This window comes from Streptomyces sp. NPDC096205, from assembly GCF_044763135.1.
Classification (GTDB): domain Bacteria; phylum Actinomycetota; class Actinomycetes; order Streptomycetales; family Streptomycetaceae; genus Streptomyces.
The window spans coordinates 1,240,522-1,265,680 of the sequence record NZ_JBIWFS010000002.1 but is presented as its reverse complement, the minus strand read 5'-3'; the positions used below and the strand labels follow the sequence as shown (position 1 = coordinate 1,265,680).

22 protein-coding genes and 3 tRNA genes are annotated in these 25,159 nt (G+C 71.6%); 7 read left to right on the top strand and 18 right to left on the bottom strand.

What is annotated here, in order from left to right; all coding sequences use genetic code 11:
• Positions 1 to 47: 47 nt before the first annotated feature.
• The 3 genes from ACIQ6Y_RS12160 to ACIQ6Y_RS12150 all read right to left on the bottom strand — a co-directional run bounded on the left by ACIQ6Y_RS12160 (position 48) and on the right by ACIQ6Y_RS12150 (position 4,229).
• On the bottom strand, positions 48 to 1,985 hold the full coding sequence (locus ACIQ6Y_RS12160; protein ID WP_404036183.1) for a galactose oxidase-like domain-containing protein: 1,938 nt from the start codon (positions 1,983 to 1,985) through the stop codon (positions 48 to 50).
• A complete protein-coding gene (locus ACIQ6Y_RS12155) occupies positions 1,982 to 3,928 on the bottom strand; it encodes a glycosyltransferase family 2 protein (protein ID WP_404036180.1) in 1,947 nt (648 codons plus the stop codon). Before ACIQ6Y_RS12155 ends, ACIQ6Y_RS12160 begins: the two co-directional genes overlap by 4 nt.
• Before the next feature lie 227 nt (positions 3,929 to 4,155).
• A tRNA-Lys gene (locus ACIQ6Y_RS12150) sits at positions 4,156 to 4,229 on the bottom strand.
• Positions 4,230 to 4,415: 186 nt separating this feature from the next.
• On the opposite strand from ACIQ6Y_RS12150, the gene ACIQ6Y_RS12145 reads away from it, so the two are divergent.
• The 4 genes from ACIQ6Y_RS12145 (at position 4,416) to ACIQ6Y_RS12130 (ending at position 8,192) form a co-directional block, all read left to right on the top strand.
• Entirely contained in the window at positions 4,416 to 5,741 is a 1,326-nt protein-coding gene (locus ACIQ6Y_RS12145; RefSeq protein WP_404036176.1) for a peptidoglycan-binding protein, read from the top strand.
• 82 nt (positions 5,742 to 5,823) lie between these two features.
• The gene (locus tag ACIQ6Y_RS12140) at positions 5,824 to 6,927 is read left to right on the top strand and encodes an SPFH domain-containing protein (protein ID WP_404036173.1); all 1,104 of its coding nucleotides are present in this window, start codon (positions 5,824 to 5,826) and stop codon (positions 6,925 to 6,927) included.
• Between the two features lie 101 nt (positions 6,928 to 7,028).
• Positions 7,029 to 7,634, top strand: a complete 606-nt coding sequence (locus ACIQ6Y_RS12135; RefSeq protein ID WP_404036171.1) for a lytic polysaccharide monooxygenase — start codon at positions 7,029 to 7,031, stop codon at positions 7,632 to 7,634.
• Between the two features lie 105 nt (positions 7,635 to 7,739).
• Complete coding sequence (locus tag ACIQ6Y_RS12130) at positions 7,740 to 8,192, top strand: hypothetical protein (RefSeq protein ID WP_404036169.1); 453 nt, start codon at positions 7,740 to 7,742, stop codon at positions 8,190 to 8,192.
• A gap of 46 nt (positions 8,193 to 8,238) precedes the next feature.
• On the opposite strand, the gene ACIQ6Y_RS12125 is transcribed toward ACIQ6Y_RS12130, so the two are convergent.
• The 7 genes from ACIQ6Y_RS12125 to ACIQ6Y_RS12095 form a co-directional block, all read right to left on the bottom strand.
• Positions 8,239 to 8,312: transfer RNA gene (locus ACIQ6Y_RS12125), tRNA-Lys, on the bottom strand.
• Between the two features lie 100 nt (positions 8,313 to 8,412).
• Positions 8,413 to 9,171, bottom strand: coding sequence for an IclR family transcriptional regulator (locus ACIQ6Y_RS12120; RefSeq protein ID WP_404036166.1), 759 nt, complete (start codon positions 9,169 to 9,171; stop codon positions 8,413 to 8,415).
• Positions 9,172 to 9,416: 245 nt separating this feature from the next.
• A complete protein-coding gene (ehuA, locus tag ACIQ6Y_RS12115) occupies positions 9,417 to 10,250 on the bottom strand; it encodes an ectoine/hydroxyectoine ABC transporter ATP-binding protein EhuA (RefSeq protein WP_404036163.1) in 834 nt (277 codons plus the stop codon).
• Complete coding sequence (ehuD, locus tag ACIQ6Y_RS12110) at positions 10,240 to 10,884, bottom strand: ectoine/hydroxyectoine ABC transporter permease subunit EhuD (RefSeq protein WP_404036160.1); 645 nt, start codon at positions 10,882 to 10,884, stop codon at positions 10,240 to 10,242. The genes ehuA and ehuD overlap by 11 nt, the downstream gene beginning before the upstream one ends.
• On the bottom strand, positions 10,881 to 11,606 hold the full coding sequence (ehuC, locus tag ACIQ6Y_RS12105) for an ectoine/hydroxyectoine ABC transporter permease subunit EhuC (protein ID WP_404036157.1): 726 nt from the start codon (positions 11,604 to 11,606) through the stop codon (positions 10,881 to 10,883). Before ehuC ends, ehuD begins: the two co-directional genes overlap by 4 nt.
• Positions 11,607 to 11,621: 15 nt before the next feature.
• Complete coding sequence (ehuB, locus tag ACIQ6Y_RS12100) at positions 11,622 to 12,521, bottom strand: ectoine/hydroxyectoine ABC transporter substrate-binding protein EhuB (RefSeq protein ID WP_404036155.1); 900 nt, start codon at positions 12,519 to 12,521, stop codon at positions 11,622 to 11,624.
• A gap of 170 nt (positions 12,522 to 12,691) precedes the next feature.
• The gene (locus ACIQ6Y_RS12095) at positions 12,692 to 13,423 is read right to left on the bottom strand and encodes a decarboxylase (protein WP_404036152.1); all 732 of its coding nucleotides are present in this window, start codon (positions 13,421 to 13,423) and stop codon (positions 12,692 to 12,694) included.
• Positions 13,424 to 13,614: 191 nt separating this feature from the next.
• Between ACIQ6Y_RS12095 and ACIQ6Y_RS12090 the strand changes: the two genes are divergently transcribed.
• Positions 13,615 to 14,703 (top strand): LLM class flavin-dependent oxidoreductase, encoded by a 1,089-nt coding sequence (locus ACIQ6Y_RS12090; RefSeq protein ID WP_404036150.1) that lies wholly within the window; start codon positions 13,615 to 13,617, stop codon positions 14,701 to 14,703.
• Between the two features lie 98 nt (positions 14,704 to 14,801).
• On the opposite strand, the gene ACIQ6Y_RS12085 is transcribed toward ACIQ6Y_RS12090, so the two are convergent.
• Positions 14,802 to 16,652, bottom strand: coding sequence for a putative bifunctional diguanylate cyclase/phosphodiesterase (locus ACIQ6Y_RS12085; RefSeq protein WP_404036147.1), 1,851 nt, complete (start codon positions 16,650 to 16,652; stop codon positions 14,802 to 14,804).
• Positions 16,653 to 17,069: 417 nt separating this feature from the next.
• Here ACIQ6Y_RS12085 and ACIQ6Y_RS12080 point away from each other — a divergent pair, with 417 nt between their 5' ends.
• Positions 17,070 to 18,332: a M6 family metalloprotease domain-containing protein gene (locus ACIQ6Y_RS12080; RefSeq protein ID WP_404036145.1), complete on the top strand. Its 1,263-nt coding sequence runs from the start codon at positions 17,070 to 17,072 to the stop codon at positions 18,330 to 18,332.
• 95 nt (positions 18,333 to 18,427) lie between these two features.
• On the opposite strand, the gene ACIQ6Y_RS12075 is transcribed toward ACIQ6Y_RS12080, so the two are convergent.
• The 3 genes from ACIQ6Y_RS12075 to ACIQ6Y_RS12065 all read right to left on the bottom strand — a co-directional run bounded on the left by ACIQ6Y_RS12075 (position 18,428) and on the right by ACIQ6Y_RS12065 (position 19,621).
• A tRNA-Lys gene (locus ACIQ6Y_RS12075) sits at positions 18,428 to 18,501 on the bottom strand.
• Positions 18,492 to 19,130 (bottom strand): bifunctional DNA primase/polymerase, encoded by a 639-nt coding sequence (locus tag ACIQ6Y_RS12070; protein WP_404036142.1) that lies wholly within the window; start codon positions 19,128 to 19,130, stop codon positions 18,492 to 18,494. The genes ACIQ6Y_RS12075 and ACIQ6Y_RS12070 overlap by 10 nt, the downstream gene beginning before the upstream one ends.
• A 125-nt stretch (positions 19,131 to 19,255) precedes the next feature.
• Complete coding sequence (locus ACIQ6Y_RS12065) at positions 19,256 to 19,621, bottom strand: hypothetical protein (RefSeq protein ID WP_404036139.1); 366 nt, start codon at positions 19,619 to 19,621, stop codon at positions 19,256 to 19,258.
• A 129-nt stretch (positions 19,622 to 19,750) separates the two neighbouring features.
• Between ACIQ6Y_RS12065 and ACIQ6Y_RS12060 the strand changes: the two genes are divergently transcribed.
• On the top strand, positions 19,751 to 20,017 hold the full coding sequence (locus tag ACIQ6Y_RS12060) for a hypothetical protein (protein ID WP_404036136.1): 267 nt from the start codon (positions 19,751 to 19,753) through the stop codon (positions 20,015 to 20,017).
• Between the two features lie 22 nt (positions 20,018 to 20,039).
• Here the strand turns inward: ACIQ6Y_RS12060 and ACIQ6Y_RS12055 are convergent, their stop codons facing one another.
• From ACIQ6Y_RS12055 to ACIQ6Y_RS12040, 4 genes are read right to left on the bottom strand one after another with little or no spacing between them, the layout of a single operon-like run.
• Complete coding sequence (locus tag ACIQ6Y_RS12055; RefSeq protein WP_404036133.1) at positions 20,040 to 21,380, bottom strand: AAA domain-containing protein; 1,341 nt, start codon at positions 21,378 to 21,380, stop codon at positions 20,040 to 20,042.
• Positions 21,377 to 22,975 (bottom strand): hypothetical protein, encoded by a 1,599-nt coding sequence (locus ACIQ6Y_RS12050; RefSeq protein WP_404036130.1) that lies wholly within the window; start codon positions 22,973 to 22,975, stop codon positions 21,377 to 21,379. The genes ACIQ6Y_RS12055 and ACIQ6Y_RS12050 overlap by 4 nt, the downstream gene beginning before the upstream one ends.
• Positions 22,966 to 24,138 carry a hypothetical protein gene (locus tag ACIQ6Y_RS12045; protein ID WP_404036417.1) on the bottom strand — a complete coding sequence of 391 codons (1,173 nt, stop codon included), beginning with the start codon at positions 24,136 to 24,138 and terminating at the stop codon, positions 22,966 to 22,968. The genes ACIQ6Y_RS12050 and ACIQ6Y_RS12045 overlap by 10 nt, the downstream gene beginning before the upstream one ends.
• Positions 24,056 to 25,006, bottom strand: coding sequence for a phosphatase PAP2 family protein (locus tag ACIQ6Y_RS12040; protein ID WP_404036126.1), 951 nt, complete (start codon positions 25,004 to 25,006; stop codon positions 24,056 to 24,058). Before ACIQ6Y_RS12040 ends, ACIQ6Y_RS12045 begins: the two co-directional genes overlap by 83 nt.
• Positions 25,007 to 25,159: the final 153 nt, after the last annotated feature.

Here is a 25,159-nt window from a genome sequence, read left to right as displayed (position 1 = left end):
GGGAACTGCGCGAGCAACCACGCAGTTCCCGCACCCGCCATCAAACGCTAGGGAACCCGAACCCACTGCGCCTGAGACGGCACCCCTTCCCCATCGGTCACAAACAGCATGTACCACCCAGCCTGAACCAGATTCCGATTCTCAGGCACGGTGACAGTCACCTTGTCCCCCTCCACGCTGAAGTCCAGCTCGATGGACCGCTGATCCACATCGGTCACATGCGTGGAGGCCGAAGGCCGAATCAACCGCACCTTCTTGATGGCAGAGGCCTGCGCCGAGGAGTACGTCCCGGACTCACCCCGCGCGATGCTCTCGGGCCCCCCGGACAGGGACGGCCGAGCCCCTCGGTAGAGGTACGGCGGCGTGTAGATCTCGATCCGCTGCTCGAACTTCCCCGGCTTGGTGTTCGCCTTGTCGGCGTACAGCGAGTCCGACCCGAAGAACATCACCCGCCCGTCGGGCAGCAGAATCGACCCGGAGTGGTAGTTGCGCCCCACCAGCGGATCGGCGACCTGGTCGAACGAGTTCGTGTCCGGGTGATAGAGCCGCGCCTGAAGGATGTTGGAGTCCCCGCGCCCGCGGTAGTCCTCCGAACCGCCCGACACCAGCACGGAGTCGTCCGGCAGGATCGACGTCTGCGGATACCGGGTCCCCTTCTCCAGCGTGGGCCCGTCCACGAACTTCGGCTGGTCCGCCTTGAGATCGACGATCCGCGTCCTGTTGCTCGACTCCTTGGACTCGCCGACCCCGCCGCCACCGACGACCATGTACTTCTCGTCCTGCGCCGGAGGCAGCAGCACCGTGCCGGACGTCTCCATCCGGTCGGCGTCGCTCAGCCCGGGGATCTTGGTGAACTTGTTGGTGTCCACGTCCCAGACGCCGGGCTCACGCCCCACGTCGTCGGGCCCGTAGCCCGCGTTGGACCCCGAGTAGAACAGCTTCCCGTTCTGCATCAGGAACAGCGCCGGATAGGTCGGGAACTGGCGCATGGTGCCGGTGTAGGACCAGTCCTTGGTCTTCGGGTCGAACACCTCGTTCTTGCCCGGCACCAACTGCCCGATGTCGTCCAGCCCGGACACGCTGAGGACCTTCCCGTCGCTCAGCGTGGTGAGCGTCGGGTACCAGCGGGCCTCGTTCATCGGGTCGACCTTGATGTACTTCTCGGCGACCGGATCGAACTCGTAGGCGTCCCGGATGCCCTGGAAGTCCTTCTTGTCCAGGGCGAGCTTCTGCGCGATGCCGTACGTGTTGCGCGCGTCGGCCCCGCTGAGGCCCTGCACGCGGTAGTTGTCCTGGGTGCCCGTCTCGTACTCGGCGCCGCTCTTCTGCGCCTCCACGTAGATCCGGCCGAGCCCCGGGTCGTTGCGCACGAACTCGCCCGTCACCGGGTCGAAGACCTTCTTCGCGCGCGGCACCAGCACCGGGTCCTTGGAGACGAACGTCCTGCCGTTGCGCTTGCCGGTGAACTTGGTGCCGGCGGGCAGCGTGATCGGCTTGTCCGGGTTCTCGTTGTGGACGATCATCAGGCCGCCGGCCTTGGTGACATCGCCCTTGAGCTTCTCGTACCGCCTGGTGCCGCCCGCGATCAGCAGATTGCCGTTGGCGAGCTGGGTGTGGCCGGTGCAGAACAGGTCGTTCGGGGTCGGCACCTTCTTGATCGTGCCCTTGACCGGGTCCCAGATCCGGGTGTCGAACTGCTTCGCGTCGAAGTTGTCCTGGTTGTTGCCGGAGCCCGCGACCAGCAGGATCTTGCCGGTGTGCAGCAGCGCCGCGTGAATGGTGTTCTGCCGGTACTCCTCCGGGAACTCGATGATCTCCCAGTGGCCGTTCTCGGCTTTGTACTCGGATTTGTTGATCTGGTACTGGTGGTACTTCTCGGTGCTGAAGCGGTAGAGCCACGGCCCGTTCGTCCCGGCCAGCGCGAGTACCACCGCCGTGCCTATCGCGAGTCGACGGGCGCGACGGCGGCCTGCACGGTCCTTCATTCCTTACGTCCCCCAAGGGCGATCTGCATGGTCTGGTCGGTGCCTGAACCGGAGGCGGCCCACGGCTGCTGGTGCGGCACCCCGTGCGGGGCCGACGCGGGTACGGCGTCCTGTACGGCCGGGTCGGCGGCCGCGTTCACGGCGGGCTTCTTCCTCTCCCGGCGCAGTTCGTAGCGCCAGACGAAGATCGGCGCGGCGGTGATCAGCAGCGCGAAGGACGCCCAGATGATCATCGCGGGGTGGGAGTGGCCGAAGACGAAGCCGGCGGCGATCGAGCCACCGAAGATCAGGATGAAGTACCAGTGGTACCGGAACGTCCCGAACCAGCGGTCCGGGCTCGCCGAGTCGCCCTTGGGCGTGACCACGAACTTGCTCTTGCGGCGCAGAGCCGAGTCGATCAGCGCCTTGGCGTACAGCGGCGCGGACAGCGCGGACATCACCATGCCGGCCACACCGCCGGAGCCCTCCGGCTCGTGCGGGGAGACGTTGTGCCGCCGGTTCCAGATGTACAGGCCGATCTGCAGCGCCGAGGCGTTGCCGTACAGCATCAGCCACACGGTCGGGTCGATGTTCACACCCGAGGCGCCCAGTCCCAGGAACAGCGCACAACTCAGGGCCGCCAGGATCCAGTTCAGGGCCGAGATCGGGTAGAAGATGATCATCATCGTGTAGTTGAAGAGCTTGCCGGGCGGCATCGTGCCCCAGCCCTTCCAGTACTGCTTGAGGATCGTCTCGTACGTCCCTCGCGACCAGCGCATCTGCTGGGTGAAGAAGTCCGTCCAGGCACTCGGCCCCTCGCCGACCGCGAGCACGTCCGGGGTGTACACCGAGCGCCACTTGTTGCCCGTCGCCGGGTTCTTGTGGCGGTGGATCTCGAAGCCGGTCGCCATGTCCTCGGTGATCGAGTCGTACAGACCGCCGATCTGCTTCAGCGCCCTGATGCGCACGGCGTTGGAGGTGCCGACGAACATCGGGGCGCCGTACTTGTTGCCCGCGCGCTGGATCAGGGCGTGGAAGAGGAACTGCTGCGACTCGGCGGCCTTGGTGACGAACGAGTCGTAGTTGCCGTACACCTGCGGGCCGATGACGAAGCCGACGTCCGGGTCGCGGAAGAAGCCCAGCATCCGCTCCAGGTAGTTGGGCATGGGGACGTGGTCGGTGTCGACGGAGGCGAAGAAGTCGTAGTCGTCGCCGTGGGCTTCCAGCCAGGCGTTGTAGTTGCCGTGCTTGGTCTTGGCGCGGTGCGGGCCCTTGGCCTGGTTCCACTTGGCGACGCCCTTGCGGGAGAAGTGGTGCACGCCGAGGCGCGCGCAGACCTCCTTGACGGCCGGGTCGTCGCCCTCGTCGAGCAGCCACACGTGCATCAGGCCCCGGTGGCGCAGCTTGACGGCCGCCTCCAGGGTCTTGGTCACCATCTCCAGCGGCTCCTTGCCGGGCACGAAGGAGGTGAGGAAGGCGACCCGGGTGCCGGTCTCGGGGACCACGGGGATCGGGTCGCGGGCGACGAGGGTGGCGTGCGCGTTCGACAGAACGTTCATGCAGCGGAAGAACTCGATCAGACCGATCGAGACGAGCATGACGATGTCGAGGGCCGGCAGGAAGTCGTAGGCCGGATAGTCACGTTCGGTCCAGTGCTCCGGCTGCAGCAGCCAGAACAGCAGGACCAGCGAGAGCACAGGAGCCGCCGCCAGCATCAGGGCCACCCGGATGCGGTGCGGCTCCTGGGATATCAGCGAGCGGTACTGCACCCTGTACGGCTTGTTCGGGTCCGGCTGGGTGAGGGGCCCGGCGAGCCGGCTGTAGTGCTCGTAGTCGTAGCGCGGCAGTGTCGTCCTGATCCGGCGGAAGGCGCCGGTGTTGCCCGTTCGATGCCACGGCACCCGGAGCTGGGTGGTCTGTGACGGGTCGGAGTTCTGCCCGGCGCCCGTCGGCGTCGACGTCATGAGTCATCCCCCCACACGCGAGTCACTGCGTGTATGTCGGTCCTTTCGCCTGGTGACGGTCCCCCTCGACCTGCACAAGGCGTGTGTGTGGTGGGCCTGGATCCCACGTCGTGCACACCTTATAGACAGGGAACCCGGACCTTCCGGTTGCATGATGCCCCCCTCGGCACCGGTACCGGAACAGAAGAAGGCCCCCCGCTGCTGCGGGGGGCCTTCCTCTTCGTCTGTGCGCCGCCAGGGACTCGAACCCCGGACCCGCTGATTAAGAGTCAGCTGCTCTAACCAACTGAGCTAGCGGCGCCTGCTGACGTGGACAACTTTACATGACCCCCGGGGGTGCTCCCGACCACCCGGAACCAGGGGATCTACCCCGAACGGGCGCGCGTACACCATTCGGACCGTCAACATGCGCACCCATAAGCCGGTTGGGAAACTGCTCCATGTGCACAGGCCTGGACATTTCCACCTGGAGTGTGAGGGGAATCGCATGGAGACTCCGGAGACTCCGGTTTTCGAGGAATTCGATCCCGCGAGCGATTGCGACTGCCCCGGCTGCGCCCTCGCCCGGCAGCATCTCCCACCGCGTCCCGGGGCGGTGGGCCACCCGGCCGCCCATCGGGTGCTGGCGGTGACCACGGTCGCCACCGCCGCCCTCGGCGGGGCCCCCGCCCTGCCGGCCGCCGCCGCTCCCGACACCGCCCAGCGCCCCGGCGTTCCCGCAGGTGACGAGCCCGACACCCCGCAGGGCAGCGCCGCCCCGCTGCACGGCCCGGCGGGCCGCCCCGCCCAGGGTCCGACCGTCACGGAGGCGCCCCCGATCACCCGCGCGGAGATCATCAACCGCGCGAAGAAGTGGGTCGCGGCGCAGGTGCCGTACAGCATGAGCGCCTACTGGTCCGACGGTTACCGGCAGGACTGCTCGGGCTTCGTGTCGATGGCCTGGAACCTGCCGGGCAACGAATGGACCGGCACCCTCGGCCGCTTCGGCGACCGCATCGCCAAGGAGGACATGCAGCCCGGCGACATCCTGCTCTTCCACAATCCGGTGAGCCCGCAGAGCGGCTCGCACGTCGTCCTCTTCGGCGGCTGGACGGACTACACCCACAGCTACTACATCGCCTACGAGGCGACCCGCCCGCATGCGCGCAGGCAGGCCACCCCGTACGCCTACTGGAGCCACTCCGGCCAGTACCTCGCCTACCGGTACAAGGGGCTGATCCCGGGCACGGGCGGCTCCGTGCCGGAGCCCGTGCCGGAGCCGGTGCCCCAGGCGCGGACGCCGTACCCGGGAGCGGCGTCCTTCGGCCCCGGCGCGAACAACGAGTACGTCACGCTCCTCGGCCGCATGCTCGTGGAACGCGGCGCGCGCTCCTTCTACACCTCAGGCCCCGGCCCCCGCTGGTCGGACGCCGACCGCAGGGCGACCCGCGCCTTCCAGCTGGCCCAGGGCTGGACCGGCGCCGACGCCGACGGTCTGCCGGGGCCCCGCACCTGGGCGCTGCTGACGACAGGCGGGGGTCGCGACATCACCACCGGCGCGGCGGGCCCCCCGGCCCCCTCCTCGCCGGGGGTCCCGCCCTTCCCCGGCCGGGCGGTGTTCCGCCCCGGAGCGGTCAGCCCCCAGGTCACGCTGCTGGGCCGGCAACTCGTGCAGAAAGGGTTCGGCAGGTACTACACCAAGGGCCCGACCCCGAGATGGGGCGAGGCGGACCGCAGAGCGGTCGAGGCGTTCCAGCGGTCCCAGGGCTGGAGGGGAGCGTCCGCGGACGGCTACCCGGGCCCGGAGACGTGGCGTCGCCTGTTCGCCCTCTAGGGGCGCGACCAGCCACATACGGCCCGCACCCGCGGGCCGCGGCACACCCATGACGCATCTGGCGCGGAGGCTGGAGGCAAGCATGACCACGACCACTCCACAGACCCCGGAACCGGAGGGCCCGTCGAGGCCCGCCCGGCTGATCCAGAACGAGTCGACGACCGAGATCCCCGTCCACCTCCTCTTCCGGGACGACCCCGACCCGGAACTCCTGCCGCTGAAGCCCGCGGTGGTCGCCCGCAGACAGGGCACGGGGGAACAGCCCCGTGTCCGCCGCCCGGCGGCAGCCACCCCGCGGCCGCTCCCGGAGCCGGACCCCTCGCTGGCGGAGCGGCCTGCCCGGGTCCTGCCCGGCTCGGCGGGCGTACTGGCCGGAGCCTGCGGGGCGGCGGGCTGCGCGGCCACGTCATGGTGGGCGGGCCTGCTGCCTCCCACCGTGCTGGAGGCCCTGGGCCTGCCACTGCCGCACGCGGCGGGCCTCGGCCCGGCCCAGTGGGCGGCGTACGCGGGGGCGGGTGCGCTGACCCTGTTCGGGTTCGGCGGTCTGGCGCGCGGCCGCACGGGCAGGGCCTGGGTGCTGGGCCTGTTCGGCCGCTACCGCGGTACGGTCCGCCGCTCCGGCCTGATGTGGATCAACCCGCTGCTGCTGCGCCGCCGTGTGGACGTACGGCTGCGGCACTGGAGGAGCGAGGCCATGCCCGCGGCCGACGCGAGCGGCGTCGCGCTGCGGGTGGTCGTGCTGGTGGTGTGGCGGGTGAGGGACACCGCGCGGGCGGTGCTCGGAGTGGAGGACCACGAGGCGTACCTGCGCGAATGCGTGGAGGCCGCGCTCGCCCGGGTGCCGGTGGAGACGCCGGGGGAGGGGTCGGTGGCGGCGGCAGGGGAGGGCCTGACCCGGCTGGTGGCGGCGGAGGCGGCGCCGGTGGGACTGGAGGTGTTCTCGGTGCAGCCGGTGCGGGTGGAGTACGCCCCGGAGGTGGCGGCCGCGATGCACCGCCGCCGGATCGCCGCGCTGGACGCCCGGAACCGGGCGACCGTGCTGACGTCGGTGGTCGACTCGGTGGAGGACACCCTGACGCGGCTGACCGTGCGCGGCCTGGTCGAGCTGGACGACTACGAGCGCAAGGCGCTGGTGAAGGACCTGACGGTGGCGTTCTGTGCGGGGCGGGGAGAAGCCGGGCCGTGATTGGTATGGACATGTTCAATTAACGGCAATAACCTCGAACTTGGTCTAGACCTACCCCTGCACGGCTCACTGAACTCCCCACGTTCTCCAGGAGCGGCAGTATGCGCAAAAGGACCAAGTTCTACGCCGCCGCGGTGGGACTCGCCACCACCGGAGCGTTCGTGCTCTCCTCCGGCGGCGCCAGCGGCCACGGCTACACCGACCTCCCCATCAGCCGGCAGAAGCTGTGCCAGAACGGCACCGTGACCGGCTGCGGGTCGATCCAGTGGGAGCCGCAGAGCGTCGAGGGCCCGAAGGGCTTCCCCGGCTCGGGCCCCGCCGACGGACAGATCTGCAACGCGGGCCTGGGCCAGTTCGCCCCGCTCAGCTCGCCGCGCACGCCGTCCGGCGGTGCCTGGCCCGCCACCAAGGTCACCGGCGGACAGAGCTACACCTTCCGCTGGCAGTTCACCGCGATGCACGCCACGACCGACTTCAAGTACTACGTCACCAAGCCGGGCTGGAACCAGAACCACAACCTCGCCCGGTCCGACCTCAACCTCACCCCGTTCCTGACCGTCCCCTACGGCGGTCAGCGGCCCCCGTCCACCCTCTCCCACAGCGGGACCCTGCCGTCCGGGCTCAGCGGTCGGCATGTGATCCTCGCGGTCTGGACGATCGCCGACACGGGCAACGCGTTCTACGCCTGCTCGGACGTCACGTTCTGAGCAAGGCTTGAGCGAACACACCTCACCCCGCGGGTAGGTTCCCCCTGCGCCGCCACGACCACGGCGGCGCTGGGGGAACACCGACACGACTTCGGGGGAAGCGTGATGGACGTCATTTTCTATCTGGGCCCGGCCCTGATCATGGCCCTGGCCGTCGGCATGGCCTGCTTCGTGGTGCGCAGCTGGCTGCGGCTGCGCGCTGCCTGGAGCAGCGGGCTCACCGCCGAGGCGCGCTGCCTGCGCGTGTACACGACCACGCACGGAGGCCGTGACTCCTCGGTGCGTACGGCCCTGCGCCATGTCTACGAGTTCACCGCGCGCGACGGCCGAGTCGTGCGGTTCGAGGAGGAGGGCGGGCCCGGCACGGTGATCGAGGGCGACTTCGTCACCGTGCGCTACGCGGAGGGGGCGCGGGTGAGGGCCACGGCCCTGGCCCCGCGGCGCGGTCTCGCGGCGGCGGGCACCGCAGGGGTCCTGGTGTTCCTCGGCGGGATCGTCGTCCTCTGCGTCGGCTTCATGGTGGCCTACGCGACGATCTCCTCGTATCTGCCGCTGTGACCGAACGCCGAAGGGCCCCTCGCTCTCGCGAGAGGCCCTTCCGCTGTGCGCCGCCAGGGACTCGAACCCCGGACCCGCTGATTAAGAGTCAGCTGCTCTAACCAACTGAGCTAGCGGCGCATGACTCCCGCCTTCCGCTTTCCGCGGCCGGCGACGAAGAAAATACTACCTGGTCCCGAGGGGTGCTCGTGACCACCAGCCTCGGGACCAGGAGCAGCGGCTAGATCGCCAGGGAGAGCAGTACGGGCGCCGCGTTCCGGTTGAGGGTGTCGGCGGCCTGGCGGAGCCGGTGGGCGTGTTCCAGCGGCAGGGACAGGGCGAGGCAGCCGACCGAGGAGCCGGCGGTGATCGGGACGGCCGCGCAGACCGTGCCGACGGCGTACTCCTGGAGGTCCAGGACGGGCACGGTCGGCGGCTGGGCCTCCAGCCGGGACAGCAGCAGCTTGTCGCTGGTGATCGTGCGCGAGGTGAGGCGGGCCATCTTGTGCCGGGAGAGATGGTCGCGCCGGCCGTTGTGGTCGAGCTGGCCCAGCAGGCTCTTGCCGACCGCGGTGGCGTGCGCCGAGTAGCGGAAGTCCACCCACTCGTTGACCGCGGGCGTGGCCGGGCTGTCGGCGTACTGGGTGACCTTGACCTCGCCGTCGACGTACCGGCTGATGTACACGGCGGCGCCGACCGAGTCGCGCAGCCGGTTCAGGGTCTGCTGGAGCTTCTCCCGCAGGGCCTCCTCGTGGTGATGGGCCGAGCTCAGCCGGGCGAGCGCGTCGCCGGTGACGTACGCGCCGTCGGCGACCTGTTCGACGTAGCCCTCGCGGCGCAGCATCAGCAGGAGGCTGGTCAGGCGCTCCGTGCCGAGGCGGGTCTCGCGGGCGAGTTCGGCGTCGGTGACGCCGGTGGTGTGCCGTGCCACGGCCTCCAGGACGCGCAGGGCGTCCTGTGCCGAGTGGTACGGCGCGGTCGGCTCGTGCTTGAGCGCCACGGTTTCCCCCTGCGGTCGCTTCTCAGTGCCGTGATCCGAGGCTCGGACCCACTCAACGATAACTGTCAAACGGCTTGTAGTGAGCGGGTGTTGACGAGATTCCGGCCCCGTCAGCAGGGGGATGCCCCGCTGGCATATGCCATCAGCAAGTCCAGCCGCTTGTCCGGTCCGGTCGCTTGTCCGGTCGCTTGTTCGGTCGCTGTGGGGACGCCGCCCGGCGGTTCGGTGCGGGCGGCGCCCCGGTGTCACAGCACCGCGCTCAGGAACTCCCGCGTCCGCACCTGCTCCGGCTCGCCGAACAGCTTCTCCGGCGGGCCGGACTCGATGACCTTGCCCCGGTCGAACATCATCACGCGGTCGGAGACGTCCCGGGCGAAGTTCATCTCGTGGGTCACGCACAGCAGCGTGATGTCCGTGGTGTGCGCGATCTCCCGCAGCAGGTCGAGCACCCCGGCCACCAGCTCCGGGTCCAGGGCCGAGGTCACCTCGTCGAGCAGCAGGATCTCCGGCCGCATGGCGAGGGCCCGGGCGATCGCCACCCGCTGCTGCTGACCGCCGGACAGCTGGGTCGGATGCGCGGTGATCTTGTCCGCCAGGCCCACCGTCCCGAGCAGCTCCCGGGCCCGGTCCTCGGCCTCGGCGCGGTCCATGCCGAGCACGTTGACCGGCGCCTCGGTGATGTTCTGCAGCACGCTCATGTTCGGGAACAGGTTGAACTGCTGGAAGACCATGCCGATCTTCTTGCGGATCTCGCGCTGGTACTTCTCGTTCGCCGGCCTGAGCGAGCCGCTCGGGCCCGGCATGTGGGTGAGCGGCTGCCCGTCCACCAGGATCATGCCGTCGCTGACCCGCTCCAGCGTCATCAGCAGCCTGAGGATCGTGGTCTTGCCCGAGCCGCTCGGCCCGATCAGGGTCACGTGCTGGCCGCGCTCGACGGTGAAGTCCAGCTGGTCGAGGACGACATGGTCGCCGTAGCGCTTGACCACCCGGTCGAAGGCGACCAGATGGTCCGCCGCCTGAGGGAGCCGCGCGTCGCGCTCGTCGTCGGGACTCGTCTTCGTCAGGGGATCAGTGGCCAAGGCGCCTCTCCAGCTTTCTCATCAGCAGCGAGGTCGGATAGCTCGCCGCGAGGAAGATCAGGCCCGCGAGCGTGAAGGTCTCGGCGTAGACGAAGTGGTCCGCGCCGTACTCCCGGGCCTCCGCGACCATCTCCGTGACCGTGATCACGGCCAGGAAGGGGGTCTCCTTGAACATGGCGATGCCGTAGTTGCCGAGCGCGGGCAGCACCTTGCGCACCGCCTGCGGCAGGATCACCGCCTGCCAGGTGCGGCGCGGTGACATCGACAGCGCCCGGCACGCCTCCCACTGGCCCTTCGGCACGGCGTCGATGCCCGCCCGGTACACCTCCGACAGATAGGAGGCGTAGTGGATGCCGAGCACCGTGATGCCGATGGTCAGCGGTTCCACGGTGTCGAAGATCGCGTAGGCACCGACCAGCTGCACCAGCAGCGGGGTGGACCGTACGAACTCGGTGGCCGCCCGCACCGGCCAGGTCACCAGCCGGGTCGGGGCCCGCCCGGCCATCGCGACCACCAGTCCGAGGACGGCGGCCACCAGCGTGCCGAGCACCGTGGCCAGCAGCGTCGTACGGAAGCCCTCCAGCAGGATCGGCAGCGCGTCGCGGAAGGCCTCCCAGTCCCAGTCGTAGCTCACCGGACACCTCCCGGCACGCCGGGCGCCTTCACGGCGGCGGTGCCGCGGGCGTTCACGGGCCGGCCGAGCCGGGCCTTCGCGTGCCGCTCCAGGGCGTTCATCAGCAGCGTCAGGGCGTAGGCGAGGACGAAGTACATCACCAGCAGCGTCACGAAGGCCCAGGTCGTCTCGCCGGTGCGGTCACGCATCTGCTGCACCACCGTCGTCAGGTCGCTCGCGGTGATCAGCCACAGCAGCGGAGTGCACTTCAGCAGCTGGATCAGCAGGTTCGTGAACGACGGGATCATCTGGACCCACGCCTGCGGCAGCACCACCCGGCGCATCCGCTGCAGTGGCGTCATGTTCAGCGCGACCGCCGCCTCCCACTGCCCCTTCGGTACGGCGTTCAGCGCGCCGCGCACGACCTCGGAGCCGTACGCGCCGTAGTTCATGCCGAAGGCCAGCACCCCGCAGAACAGCGGTGTGAGCTCGTAGCCGAAGAGCAGCGGGAAGGCGTAGTACAGCCAGAACAACTGGACGTACAGCGAGGTGCCGCGGAAGAACTCCACGACGACCCGTGACACCCCCCGCGCGAGCGCGGGCCCGCTGTTCGCCATGAGACCGAAGACGAAGGACAGCGCGAGCGCGACGAGCGCGCCGAGCACGGTGGCCTCGACCGTCACCCACAGCCCGGAGCCGACGTCCGGGAGATGGTCGAAGAAGTATGTGTAGAAGTCACCCATGGGCAGGCGTCCCCGTCAGGCCTTGCACAGGTCGGCGGTGCGCAGGTTCGCCGGCGGGATGGTCTCCTTGCCGAAGCCGTACTCGCCGATGAGCCGCACATAGCGCCCGGCGTCGGCGGTGATCTTCTTCAGCTCGCCGTTGAAGGCGTCCCGCAGCTCCTCCTGGCCCTCGCGGAAGACCGCGCCGCCGGGGCTGTACTGCTTCACCCCGTCCAGTTCCGGGACGAAGGGGTCGGTGACCTCCAGGCCGCTGTTGTTCTTGGCGAGCCAGTTCAGCGAGATGCTGGTCAGCAGGAACGCGTCGATCCGGCCGCTCTTGACGGCGTCCGCGCCGTCCTGCGGCTTCTGCAGCGTCTTCAGGTCGTCCTCGGCGATCCCGGCGGCCGTGGCGTAGGTCTTCTCCACCGCTCCGGCCATCACACCGATGCTCGCCCCGGCCTTCTTCGCCGACGCCAGGTCGGTCAGCTTCCGCGGGTTGCCCCGCTTCACCAGCAGCGCGGTGGGGGAGATGAACTCGGGCTCGGAGAACAGGGCCTTCTCGCAGCGCTCCGGGACGATGGCCATGCCCGCGCTGATCACGTCGTACTTGCCGGCCTGCAGCCCGGGGATCAGGCCGTCCCACTCGGAGAAGGTCGGGCGCAGCTCGCCGATGCCCAGGGCCTTGAAGATCTCCCGGTGCAGCGTGGGCGCCTCGCCCTTGAGCTGCCCGCCCTCCTCGTAGCCGTAGGGGGCCTCGTTCGCGTACGCCACCCGGACATAGCCCTGCTTCTTCAGCTGCTCCAGGCTCGAGCTCTCGCCGTCGGCGCCGGCCGTCTTGCTGCAGGCGGCCAGCAGCCCGGGGACGGTGAGCAGGCCGCCGACAGCCGCGGTTCTGTTGAGGAAGCCCCGGCGGGACAGGTTCGGGAACTCGGACATGGACACGCGACCTCCAAGAGCCTTGCCAGATCTGCCCGTACACAGACCGGTGGTGGCGCCTGCCCGCTCCCCGGGAGCTATGCGGACTCATGGAGGGACGTTATGCAACGGTGATATGAGCGTTATTTGTTCGTTTCCCGTTTCTTCGCTCTACGGCTGTTCATACGCACTCACACCTGAACGATCGGCTCCCGGGTGAACAGTGCGCCCAGCGCGGGCGCGTTCACCCGGCGGTCGGTCAGCCGCAGCGCCTCCCAGACCGTCACCTGGTTGGCCGTCAGGACAGGCTTGCCCAGCGACTTCTCCAGGGCCGGCAGATGGGCGGCCGTGTGCAGGGTCGTGTCCGGGACGAGGACCGCCTCCGCCTCACCGCTGTCGGCCTGCTCGGCCAGCGCGAACAACTCCGGGCCGCCCCAGGCCGCGGCATCCGCCGCACTGCCGACCCCGGCGGCGCGCACCGCGACCACCTCCAGGCCGGCCGACCGCAGGAAGTCCGCGAACAGCCCCGCCACGTCGTCCGGGTAGGTGGCCGCGAGCGCCACCCGGCGCACCCCGATCTCCTGCGCCGCGTGCACGAAGGCGAACGACGTGGAGGACGCGGGCATCCCGGCGGCGCGGGCCAGCGAGCGCACCTGCTCATGGGCACCCTCCCAGCCGTGCACGAAGCTGCCGCTCGTGGAGGCCCACACCACCGCCTCGGCGCCCGCCAGCCGCAGCGCCTCGACATCCGCCGCGAGCCGGTCCGCGGCCCCCATTCGGCGCAGCACCTCCACCCGGCGGGCGTCCTCGTCGGTGTCCGTGCCGATCACATCCACCCGGACGTCGCTCGCGAGGAGCTGCTCGATCCGTGGGTAGTCGTCCTTCGGGTGATCGCTCGGGCAGAGGAATCCGAGTGCGGTCATGTCGCCCCTTCCGGCTGTTCTTCCGGCCGTTCTTCCTTGGCATGTCGAGCAGTACGGGTACCCAGCAGGCGCGGCGTAGCCCCCCTCGTCACCCGACATCCCCTCGTACGGGCCCGAGCCCGGGGAAATAACCGGAGACAGTCTCCTGTTAACGCGTGGAGGACAGCACAGCAGCACTCTGGAGGCACCCCGTGGCGGCAGACGAGATCCGAGGCACGACCCGGGGGAGCGCCCCCGTCCCCCTCTCCGTACTGGATCTCGCGACCGTCGGCTCCGGCCGGACCGCCACCGACGCCCTGCGCACCAGCGTGGCGCTCGCCCGGCTGGCCGAGTCCCGGGGCTTCCACCGCTACTGGGTCGCCGAGCACCACTCCATGCCCGGCGTCGCCTCCTCCTCACCGGCCGTGATCCTCGCCCACCTCGCCGCCCACACCGACCGCATCCGGCTCGGCTCGGGCGGCGTGATGCTGCCCAACCACGCCCCGCTGGTCATCGCCGAGCAGTTCGGCACGCTGGAGGCCATGGCCCCCGGCCGTATCGACCTCGGCCTGGGCCGCGCCCCCGGCACCGACGGCGCCACGGCCGCCGCGCTGCGCCGCTCCGACACCCTGGACGAGGGCGCCGACGACTTCCCGCAGCAGCTCGCCGAGCTGACCCGGTTCCTCGACGACGACTTCCCCGACGGCCACCCCTACCGCCGGATCCACGCCGTCCCCGGCCCCGTCCAGGCGACCTCGCCGGGCGGCGTGCAGTCCCCGCACCGGCCGCCGCTCTGGCTGCTGGGCTCCTCCGGGTTCAGCGCCCGGCTGGCCGGCCTGCTCGGGCTGCCGTTCGCCTTCGCCCATCACTTCTCCGCGCGCAACACCGTCCCGGCGCTCGACCTGTACCGGGAGTCCTTCAAGCCGTCCGCCGTCCTCGACGCGCCGTACGCCCTGATCGGCGTGTCCGCGCTCGCCGCCGACGAGGAGAAGGAGGCCCGCCGCCAGGTCAGGGCCGCCGCGCTGAGCATGATCCGGCTGCGCACCGGCCGGCCGGGCCTGGTGCCCTCCCCGGAGGAGGCGGAGGCCTATGAGTTCAGCCCCCTGGAGCAGGAGTTCATGGACTCCTGGAACGCCAACGTGATCCACGGCACGCCGGACGAGGTCCGCTCGGGCCTGGACGACCTTCAGAAGCGCACCGGCGCCGACGAACTGATGATCACGGGCAACGCCCACAGCGGCGAGTTCCGGCTGCGCTCCTACGAACTCATCGCCGACGCCTACGACTTGCCGACGGCGTAGGACGTACCCGCCCGACGCCTACGACTTGCCGCGGGCGTAGGACGTACCCGCCCGATGCCTGCGACTTGCCGACGGCGTAGGACGTACCCGCCCGACGCCTACGACTTGCCGACGGCGTAGGACGTCCCCGCCCGCAGGCCGGAGATACGATCCGGCGCCACCGGCCGTGAGTACAGCCAGCCCTGGCCGGTGTCGCAGCCGATCCGCCGCAGCCGTTCGGCCTGCGCGGGTGTCTCCACGCACTCCGCGGTGACGGTCAGCCCGAGCCGGTGGGCGAGCTGGATCATCGCCTCCACGACGACCTCGTCGGCCGGGTTCGGCGGCGCGCCCTCCCCCTCGTACTGGAAGCCGCGGACGAAGGAGCCGTCCAGCTTCAGCACGTCCACCGGCAGCCGGGAGAGATAGGCGAGGTTGGAGTAGCCGGTGCCGAAGTCGTCGATGGCGATGCGCACGCCCATGGCGCTGAGGGCCTGGAGCACCTGGAGGGGGCGGCCGGCGGAGCCCATCACGGCCGACTCGGTGAGCTCGATCTGGAGCAGCTCGGGAGCCAGCCCCGTCTCGCCGAGGACCCGGTCCACGTCCGCCACCAGGTCGGAGTCCCACACCTGGCGCACGGCGACGTTGACGCTGACGAACAGGGGTTCCTCGGCGGGGTGTTCGAGCTGCCAGCGGCGGGCCTGACGGCAGGCGGTGGCCAGCACCCAGCGGCCGAGCGGCACGATCGCGCCGTCCTCCTCGGCCAGTCCGATGAACCGATTCGGCGTCAAGATGCCGAACTGCGGGTGGTCCCAGCGCACCAGCGCCTCCACCCCGCGCAGTCGCCCGTCCGCCATGCCGACCAGCGGCTGGTACTCCAGCCGGAACTCGCCGCGTTCGATGCCGGGCCGGAGCGTGGAGGCGAGGGCCTGACGGGTCATGCGGTGGGCGTTGCGCTCGGGGTCGAACAGTGTCCAGCGGTCCTTGCCGTCGGCCTTGGCCCAGTACAGCGTGGTGTCGGCGGCCTGCATCAGCCCCGTCGCGGTGGTGTCGGCGGCGAGCCGCTCGACGACCCCGACGGACGCGGTCACCGACAGCCGCCGGCCGGACAGGTCGAAGGGCGCACGCAGGGCGCGCAGCACCGACTCGGCGAGATCGGCGAGCTGTTCGGTGCCGGTGGAGTCCTCCACGAGCAGCGCGAACTCGTCGCCGCCGAGTCTCGCGACCAGCGGCGCGCCGGCGCGTGCGAAGCCGGCCTCGTCGGCGCAGCGGGTGAGACGTTCGGCGACGGCGGCGAGCAGGCGGTCGCCGACGCGATGGCCGAGGGTGTCGTTGATCGCCTTGAAGCCGTCCAGGTCCAGATAGCACAGGCCGATCCGGCCGGTGCTGCCGCGCTCCTCCGGCTCGGACTCCAGGGCGGCGGTCAGCCGTTCGAAGAACAGGGTGCGGTTGGGCAGCCGGGTCACCGGGTCGTGCATCTGCAGATGGCGCAGCCGCGCCTGGAGTTCGCGGCGGGCGCTGATGTCGGCGACGGACAGCAGCACGCCCTGGAAGCCCTCGTGCAGCGGGGCCACGGTGACCTGCACCCACATCGCGTGTCCGTCCGGGTGCTTGACCCGGCGGGTGCAGCGCAGCCGGGCCCGCCTACCGCGCAGCACCTCGCGGTAGGCGTGCCAGGTACGGCCGTCGGAGGTCAGGTCGACCAGCTCGGCGGCGACCTGTCCGGCGGGCGGGCGCGCGGCGGTGCCGAAGAGCGCCGTGAAATTGTCGTTGGCGGTCACGACCAGTCCGTCCCGGTCGACGACGGCCATCGCCAGCGGCGCCGAGGCGAACGCGGACCGGAAGGAAGCTCCCGCCTCCACCGCCCGGGTGACCTCCGTGCCGGTACGACGAGAAGCTTCGGGATCACTGTCTGTGACGGCCGGCCGGACGAGGTCTGCCGCGGCCGTCGGCCCTTCGGACGCTGCGCTCACCGCTCGCTCCCGCAGTGCACTCGATCTGCTGGGTCTCTGCTCGATCTCTGTCCGGGCAGGAAGTGTCAGGAAAGTGTGCCGATCATAGAGGCTGCCTTCCGGCCCTTCCAGCCGTTCTTCAGTGTCCCCCGTACGCCGCGTGATGACCCGCCTTTCTGATGGATCGTTTCTGCCCCTGGCTGGACAGGTTTCTTCGGCAGCCGACCGATTGTGACGGACCGTGAGCGGTTCGGGGGTGTCGGGGGCGTGGCCCGGCGCTCGGTGGCGTACGCACCGGCTCCTCGGGGGGCGCCTGCCGGGTGCTCGGGGGCGTTGCCGCCGGGTGCTCACCCGTCCGATGCAGGCAAACAGGGCATATATCAATAAAGTCGCACAGGCTGGACGCGGTGTCCCCGTGTACCGCATCCGGAGGTTCCTGTGCCGCGTCGTTTTCCGCGCCCCCCACTGCGCAGCACCGCGGCCGTCCTCACCACGATGTCGGCGCTCGCCGCCACCTCCTTCATCGGCGCCCCCTCGGTCGCCGAGCCCTTCTCCTCCTCCCCCTGCGCCCTCACGCGCACCGAGGCCCATCACTCCGAGGGCGTCGACACCTGGAACGCCGCCTATCCGAAGCCGGCCCGTGAGCTGAACGCCGTCCTGGTCTTTCTGTCCTTCCCGGACGCCGAGCCGCTGACCAGCCCGGAGCAGCTGACGGCCGATCACTTCCCCGCCACCAGCACCTTCTTCGAGCGTGCCTCCTACGGCCGGTTCACCCTGCGCCCGCGCCCGCTGCGGCAGTGGCTCACCATGCCCCGCCCCTCCACCGCGTACGCCATACGGCGCGACTGGAACGCCGCCCATCGCGCCGCCTATCTGCGTGACGCCCTCGCCGTCTCCGACGGACAGGTCGACTTCTCGGCGTACGACGTCGTGTACTTCGTCGCCGACCCGGACGCGCCCGGGGTGGACTCCGACGCCACCAAGGTCGTCAACCTGGACGTGCCGCTGCGGGCCGACGGCACGGAGATCCGCAGGTTCGTCACCGTGTTCGAGAAGCATCCGCCGGACCGGCTCGTCCTCGCCCATGAGACCGGGCATGTCTTCGACCTGCCGGACCTCTATCACCGGCCGGCCGACGGCACCGGCGACTGGGACACGTACGTCGGCGACTGGGACCTGATGGGCAGCCAGTTCGGCCTCGCGCCGGACCTGTTCGCCTGGCACAAGTGGAAGCTGGGCTGGCTGGAGCCGCGCCAGGTGGTGTGCGTGCCGGGCGGCGGGCCGACGTGGCTCACGCTGGAGCCGCTCGGCGCGGGCCCCGGCGTCGCGGTGGCCGGGGCCGCGGGCGCGCCGGTCTTCGGACTGGGCCGCGGCACCAAGCTGGCCGTCGTGCGCACCGGGCCGGACAGCGCGCTGGCCTTCGAGGCGCGCGGCCCCGTCGGCAACGACAGGGGTACCTGCCGCTCGGGGGTGCTGGTGTACCGGGTGAGCAGCGCGGCCGCCTCCGGACGCGGGCCGGTGGAGGTGATCGACGCCCACCCGGAGACCGAGGCATGCTGGGACACCTCCGTCTATCCGCCTCTCGCGGACGCGCCGGTCGGTGTCGGCGAGAGCTTCACCGTGCCGGGTGACGACGTACGCGTGGAGGTGGAGGGGCGGACCCCTGCGGGGGCGTGGACCGTGAAGATCGCCCCGGCGTGAGACTGCGTACGGGCAGCGGCATCGCGTACGGAGAAAACAGATGAGCGCCCTCGGAGAACCGAGGGCGCTCATCCAGGTCAGCGACCTTTTAGCTGTGCGCCGCCAGGGACTCGAACCCCGGACCCGCTGATTAAGAGTCAGCTGCTCTAACCAACTGAGCTAGCGGCGCCTGCTGACGTCGTAGACCTTAGCATCCTGATCGGCGGGAGGAAAAATCGATATCCGCACCGCCGCACGGGCCGCCCGTACGGCCGCCCAGAGCAGTACCTCCGGCCCCGGCAGCCAGGGCTGACGGGTGTCGGGGGCGACGAGCCAGCGGGACTCCAGGGGGCCCGGTTCGGCGGGGCCGCCGGCCGGCGCGGGGACGGTCACGGCGTCGCCGGTGCCGTGGCAGAGCAGGGGCGGGATCGCCGCCGTACGGCTGCTGCCGCCGAGGTCGGGGTCGTGGTCGCGGTCGTCGCGGTCACGGGCCCGGTCGCGGGAGCCGAACTCCTCCCACTCCAGCAGCGACGGCAGCCGCTGGGCCGTGCCCGGCGCGGCGAACAGCAGCATGCGGCCGCGGTAGGCCGCCACCGGGCCGGAGCCCGGACCGTCGTCCCACAGCCGGTCCAGCATCCGGCGGCCGAACATCGCGGGCGCGCTCACCACGTCGAAGGCGGAGCCGCACGGCAGGACCACCGGGGCGTCCGGGCGCTCCTCCCAGAACGCGAGCGTGCTACGCGGATACGTTCCTGCCGAGGCGAGCCAGGCGGCTCCGTCCGGGGTGACTCCCGCGAGGTCGTTCCGAAAGCTGCTCATGCCCACCAGATGTACCGGGTGTGAGCGTGCCGTCTCCCTGGGTTGCCGGAAATCGGGACAGGGGTGGGCGGGCAGGAGTATCTTGCCCGCCCGGCTGGCATATGCCGGGCGGGCGGGCGGTCGGGTCAGACCGGGTCGGCGTGACCCGCGCCGTTCTCGCCGCGCAGCAGGCTCTGGCCGAACTCCACCATCTTCTTGGCATAGTCCTCGGTCCACTCGGCCCGCTCCGCGATGGCCGCGGCCGTGAGCCGGTCGAAGCGCCGCGGGTCGGCCAGCTGCGCCGCCGCGATCGCCTGGAACTCCATCGCCCGGTCGGCCGCCGCACGGAACGCCTGCGTCAGCTCCGTCGCCCGCGCGAGCAGCGCCCGCGGGTCGTCGATCGACTCCAGGTCGAAGAAGTGCTCCGGGTCCCCGGCGGCCTCGGCGGGCTCGAAGAGCAGGGGCGCGGGGCGTAGCCGCGGCTCGTTCGGGCGCGGCGTGTGCTCCGCCATGTCATGTCCTCCTCGTACGTGTCCGATGGCGCGCCTGCGGGCGGACCACCCTCCATTGTCGCGCGGGGCGCAAGAGGGCCTCTGGCGCGAGGCCCGTGACCGGTTGGGCTCCGCGGCGTTTGTCACGGCATGCGCAAGATCATCACCTGCGGCCTGCTGGCCGCCGCTGCCCTCATGACCACCACGCCCGCCTTCGCGAACGACGGAGACTCAGCGTTGGGCCCCGGCGTCAACGCCGCCAACAACTGGAACTTCAGCGCCGCCGCCGTCTGTCTCCAGGAACTCGCGGTCGTGCCCGTCGGGGGCGCCTGGACGGGCGACCACACCAACCACTGCACCATCGGCAACGTCCTCGACCAGGCGACCGGCGCCCTCGGCTCTCTCACCCGCCACTGACGCACCGTCCTGGCGGCCCGTCTCAGGGCCGCCAGCTGACCCGGTGTTCCGCCAGGCGGGCCAGGACCGCGTGGTTGGCCTCCCAGCCGTCCGGGAACTTCACCACCGTGCCCAGCTGGACCGGCTCCGTGGACGGGTAGTCGTCCAGGAGGTCTGTCACGCCTGCGCGGCAGATCATGATGCAGGCGTGGCGGTGGCGGGAGGCGAGGACGCAGAGGCGGCCGGTCTCCAGGTGGAAGGCCGTGGCGTCGGGGCGGCCGGACAGGGGGTGGAGGACGACCGTGACGTCGTACTCGCGGCCCTGGAGTCGGTTGGCGGTGTCGACGGTGACGTCCGCCGCGCCCAGTTCCGCCAGGGCTGCGCGGATCGCGGCCGCCTGGTCGCGGTGGGCCGTGCCGACGGCGATGCGGTCGGCCGTGAGGGGCGTCGGGTCCGGTGAGCGCTCCGAGAGCGCCGCGCCGCCCCGGTCCAGCAGGCGCCGTACCACCGCCGCGACCGCCCGTACGGCCTCCGGGTCCGTGCGGGGCGTGTGTCTGGCGGGCAGCTCCAGCAGGCCCCAGCCGGACTCCGCCGCCTCGTCGATCACCCGGTCGGGGCCCGAGCCGTCCGAGCGCACCGCGAAGGTGAGCCGCCGGTCGCCGTGCCCGGTGCCGCTGCGGAACGGCGTGTACGGGTAGAACGCGTCCGACACCAGCGGGGCCGCCGAGGCCGGCAACCGCCAGGACACCGGGAGGCGGTGCTGCGGCAGGCCCGGGTTGTGCGCCAGCAGCGTCGTCACCGCCGACGCCGACGGGTCGTACGACAGGCCCGCCCACTGCTCGCTGCCCACGATCGCGAACGGGTCCAGCTGCCCCGGGTCACCCACGAACAGCGCCCGCTCGAACAGGCCCGCCACGGCCAGCAGCCCGTCCGAGCGCATCTGGTACGCCTCGTCGACGATCGCATGCCGCCAGGGCTCGTCGACCTTCACATGCGCCCACTTCGCCGCCGTGGAGATCACCACCGGCAGGCCGGCCAGGTCGCCCGCCTTCGCCGACTTGCGTACGTTCGGCAGGTCGTCCAGCGCCTTGTCGTACGGGTCCGAGTCGCTGCTGTGCAGGCGACCCACCGGCAGCTCCGGGCTCTTCTCGGCGAGCCGCAGCACCAGGTCGTCGACCTGGGCGTTGGTCTGCGCGACCACCATCAGCGGGCGGCCCGCCTCCGCCAGCTCCAGCGCCGCGCGCACCACCAGCGTGGACTTGCCGGCCCCGGGCGGGGAGTCCACCACGACACCGCGGTCGGTGCCGTGCAGCGTGTCGTGCAGGATCGCCTCGGTGGCCCGGGTCGCGGCGGCGCCGGGGTCGAACGCGGTCTGCGTGGTCACAGCAGGTCCTCCTCGGTGACGGGGTCGGCCGCGGGCGCCGGCTCCTCGCCGGGCGGGCCGCCGTGGGTCCACGGGGTGTTCTCCGCGTCGGGCAGCTTCGCGCCGCCGCGCTGCTCGTGCTCGAAGGCGGTGAAGCAGAGCGCGTCGCCCTTCTCCGGCACCGAACCGGGCTCCGGCTCCTTGCCGCGGCCCATCTTGTCGAGAATGCGCAGCACCACCAGGGCGTCCTGCGCGCTCTCCTCGTACCCCACCACCTCCGCCGTCTGCGGCTTGCCGCCCAGCGAGCGGTACACCCGCGCGCGCTCCCCGACATGCGGCCGGTCGTCGGTGCGGAGCGTCACCAGCGGGCGGGGGCTCGGCCGCTTGCCCTCGGAGTACGCCATGACGACGTCGACGACCTCACCGGCGAACGCCTCCCCGGCCAGCCGCCGCCCGGCCATCACCAGCGGGTCGTCGAGCGCTTCCTGCGCCTCCAGGCGGGCCTGCTCGCGCTCGCGCGCGGCCAGCTTGTTCGCCGCCGTCACCGCGTCGTCGCGGCGCGGCTGCGGGGGCTCGCCCGCCAGCACGCGGTCGCGGTGCCCGGTGAACGACCAGCGGTCGCGCGTCCACCGCTCCTCGGCGTGCGCCGCCTCGGGCAGGGCCCGCAGCAGGTCCAGGCCCCGCCAGAGCGCGTCCCAGGTGGGGCGGGTGCGGCTGAGGACGAGGTCGCGGATGTGCCGCTCGGCCGCGGTGAGCTCGCCGAGGCGGTCGTCGGCCTGGAGGCCGTCCTCGGCGGCGGCGAGCGCCGCGCGCGCCTTGTCGTAGCGCTCGAACGCCGGCGCGAGCAGCTTGTTGTCGAACGCCGGGTCGGTGGCCGGGCCCGCGGGCGGCCACTCCAGCTGCCCCCCGGCGTCCCGCGCCAGCTCGGCCCGCAGCGCGGCCTCGGCACCCGTCGAGCCCGCGGGCGGGTCGATCCACGCGAGCAGAGCGCCCAGGTGCTGGTCCTCCAGGGTGGACTGGCCGGTCGCCCAGTGCCGGGCCAGCACATCGGTCAGCGCCAGCAGCAGCGAGGAGCCCGGCACCCGCGCCCGCTCCCCGAAGTGGGTGAGCCAGCGGCCCAGCAGCGGCACGCGCGGCGGCGCCGGATAGGGCGTCTCCGGGTCCTGCTCGGCCGTACGCCGAAAGCGCATCGAGCGCCCCAGCAGCCGCACGTACTCCACACCGGCCCGGCTCGGCACGATCAGCTGCGGCGCGTCCGCGCACAGGTCGACCTCGACCTTGACCCGCTTGCCGGTCTCCGGGTCGGTCTCGGTGCGCTCGGCGACCTCGACGGCATCGGCGTACGACTCGATGTACGGCAGGACGACGTCCGCCAGGTCGGCGAGGAACGCGGACCTCAGGTCGCGGTCGCGCGGCTGCGGCACCACCAGCAGCCGGGGCGCGTCCCGGTCGGTGCCCACCAGGGCGCCCAGCGGGGCGCCCGCCTCACCCGCGGTGGTCAGCGGCACGCACACCAGCGGCCGCTCGGACAGATGCCGGTGCCGCACCGTGGCCAACGGCTGCGCGACCCCGGTCTCGACGGCCTCCAGCCGGGCGAGCGTGGCGATCAGCGACATACGGCGACCTCCGCCCGCGCCCCGCCCAGGGCCTCGGCCCGCAGCCGGGCCGCCCGGCGCAGTGCCGCCACCGCCGGGTCATCGGGGTCGCCGCTCTCCCCGCGCGCGGCCGCGAGGACGTCGGTGACCGTGGTCAGGGCGCCCAGCTCCGCGCGGACCGGGCGGCCCAGCGTGGTCACCACGTCGGCGGCGCGGGCCCGGTCGCGGCAGTGGAAGGCCAGCTCACAGGCGGACAGGCACTCCGGCGCGTAGGTCGCGGGCACGCAGGCGACGGCCGCCGCCAGCTCCTCGGCCGGCAGCTCGGGGGAGAAGCACACCCCCTCCGGCAGGGCGTCGGCGATCTCCTCGAGCCGGGTGAGCCGGGCCAGCTGGCGCCGGGTCACCGCCCGCTGCTTGCGTACGTCGACGGCGGAGGCGGTGGGCTGGTTGGAGAAGTCCTTGGGGCACACCAGCACGACGCGGTGATGCACGCGCGGGGGCGCCTCCAGCCGCGCGGCGACCTCCTCCAGCGCCAGCACGTACACCGCGGCCTGCCGGGCGGCCGCGCCCACCTTCGCCGGGTCCGCCGAACCGTCCAGCATCGGGAACGACTTGATCTCCACCACCGACCAGGACCCGTCGGGGTGCACCACGACCGCGTCCGGCTCCAGGAAGGCCGGCGAGCCCGCGACGTCCAGCGCGAGCATCGGATGGTCGAGCAGCGTCCAGGTGCCCGGTGCCTCGACGGCCTCGCGCAGCGCCAGCGCGGTGCGCGCCGTACGGCCCTCGGGGCCGATCGCCGACAGGTCGGGCACGGACGCCTCGTGCGGCGGCTCGGTGCCCGGCGCCAGCACCCGGTGCACCAGCCGCAGCAGCTCCGCGCCGCCGTCCGCCTTGACCTTCGCCTCGAAGGCGTTGCCGCGCGTGAGCGCGAACTGGGACTGGCCGAAGGCCGAGGGGGAGCCCAGCGCGCTCGCCAGCGCCGCCTTGTCCACCCCCGCCCCGTCGAGGATCGCCCGCCGCCGGCACCCGGGGTTGGCGGCCAGCGCGGCGAGGGCGCGCGCGTCCAGCGCTCTCGCCGCCACCTCGGGGCCGCGCAGCTCAGCGAGCCGCTGCCGGAGCCCCGTCGCCCGTGTCCGCGGGGGAGGCGTCCGGCCCGGCTCCCTGGGGGAGGGCGGACTCACGCTGCCGTGGAAATCGCTCACCCGCCGAAGTCTGGCATCCGCCACTGACAATCGGGGCCTGTGCGCCCTCGGAGACCTGCGGGGAACTGCCGGACCGCAGCGCCACGGACCCGCGGACGCGGTCCGCCGCCCGCAGCACGAGCGGCGTCAGCAGCAGGCCGACGCCCATCACGGCGGCGCCCGCGGCGGCGTCGAGGAAGTAGTGGTTGGCGGTGCCCATCACCACGATCGTGGTCACCAGCGGGTAGACCACACCGGCCGTCTTCGCCAGGCGCGTCCCGCCGAACCGCCACAGCATGACCCCGCACCACAGCGCCCAGCCCACATGCAGGCTCGGCATCGCCGCGTACTGGTTCGTCAGATTGCCCATCCCGCGCGGCGCGCTCGCCTCGCCGCCCCACCAGCCGTACGAGCTGTACTGGGCCATCGTGTCCACGAAGCCGTGCCCCGCGTCGAGCAGCCGGGGCGGGCAGGTCGGCAGCAGCGAGAACCCGATCAGGCCGAGGAACGTCGAGGTCATCAGCCAGGTGCGGGCCGCCCGGTAGCGCACCGCACGCGAGCGGAACAGCCACACCAGCAGCGCGGGCGTGATCAGGTAGTGCAGCGAGGCGTACCAGAAGTCGGCCGGCACGCCCAGCCAGGTGTGACGGGTGAACAGCCGGTTGAGCGGGTGTTCGGCGTTGAGGTGGAGGAACTTCTCGACGCGCAGGATCGCCAGGCCGTGGTCGACGGCCGTCGTGACGTCGTCCCGGGCGAGGAGCCGGCCGGCCGAGTAGCAGGCGTAGACCAGCAGGATCAGGGGCAGCTCGGTCCACCAGCGCAGACGCGGTGGTGCCGCCTCCGCGCGCAACATCTCGGACTGCGGCATCCGATCGCCCTCCCCCTGTCTCCGTGCGTGGCGCCGGATGGCCCGGTCGGCCACTTTACGCCGTATGCCACGCCTGTGCGGGGCTCCGGCCCTCAAAGACGCAGCCCCCGGCCCCGGGGTTGCCCCGGTACGGCGTGCGCGATGATGGAGGGG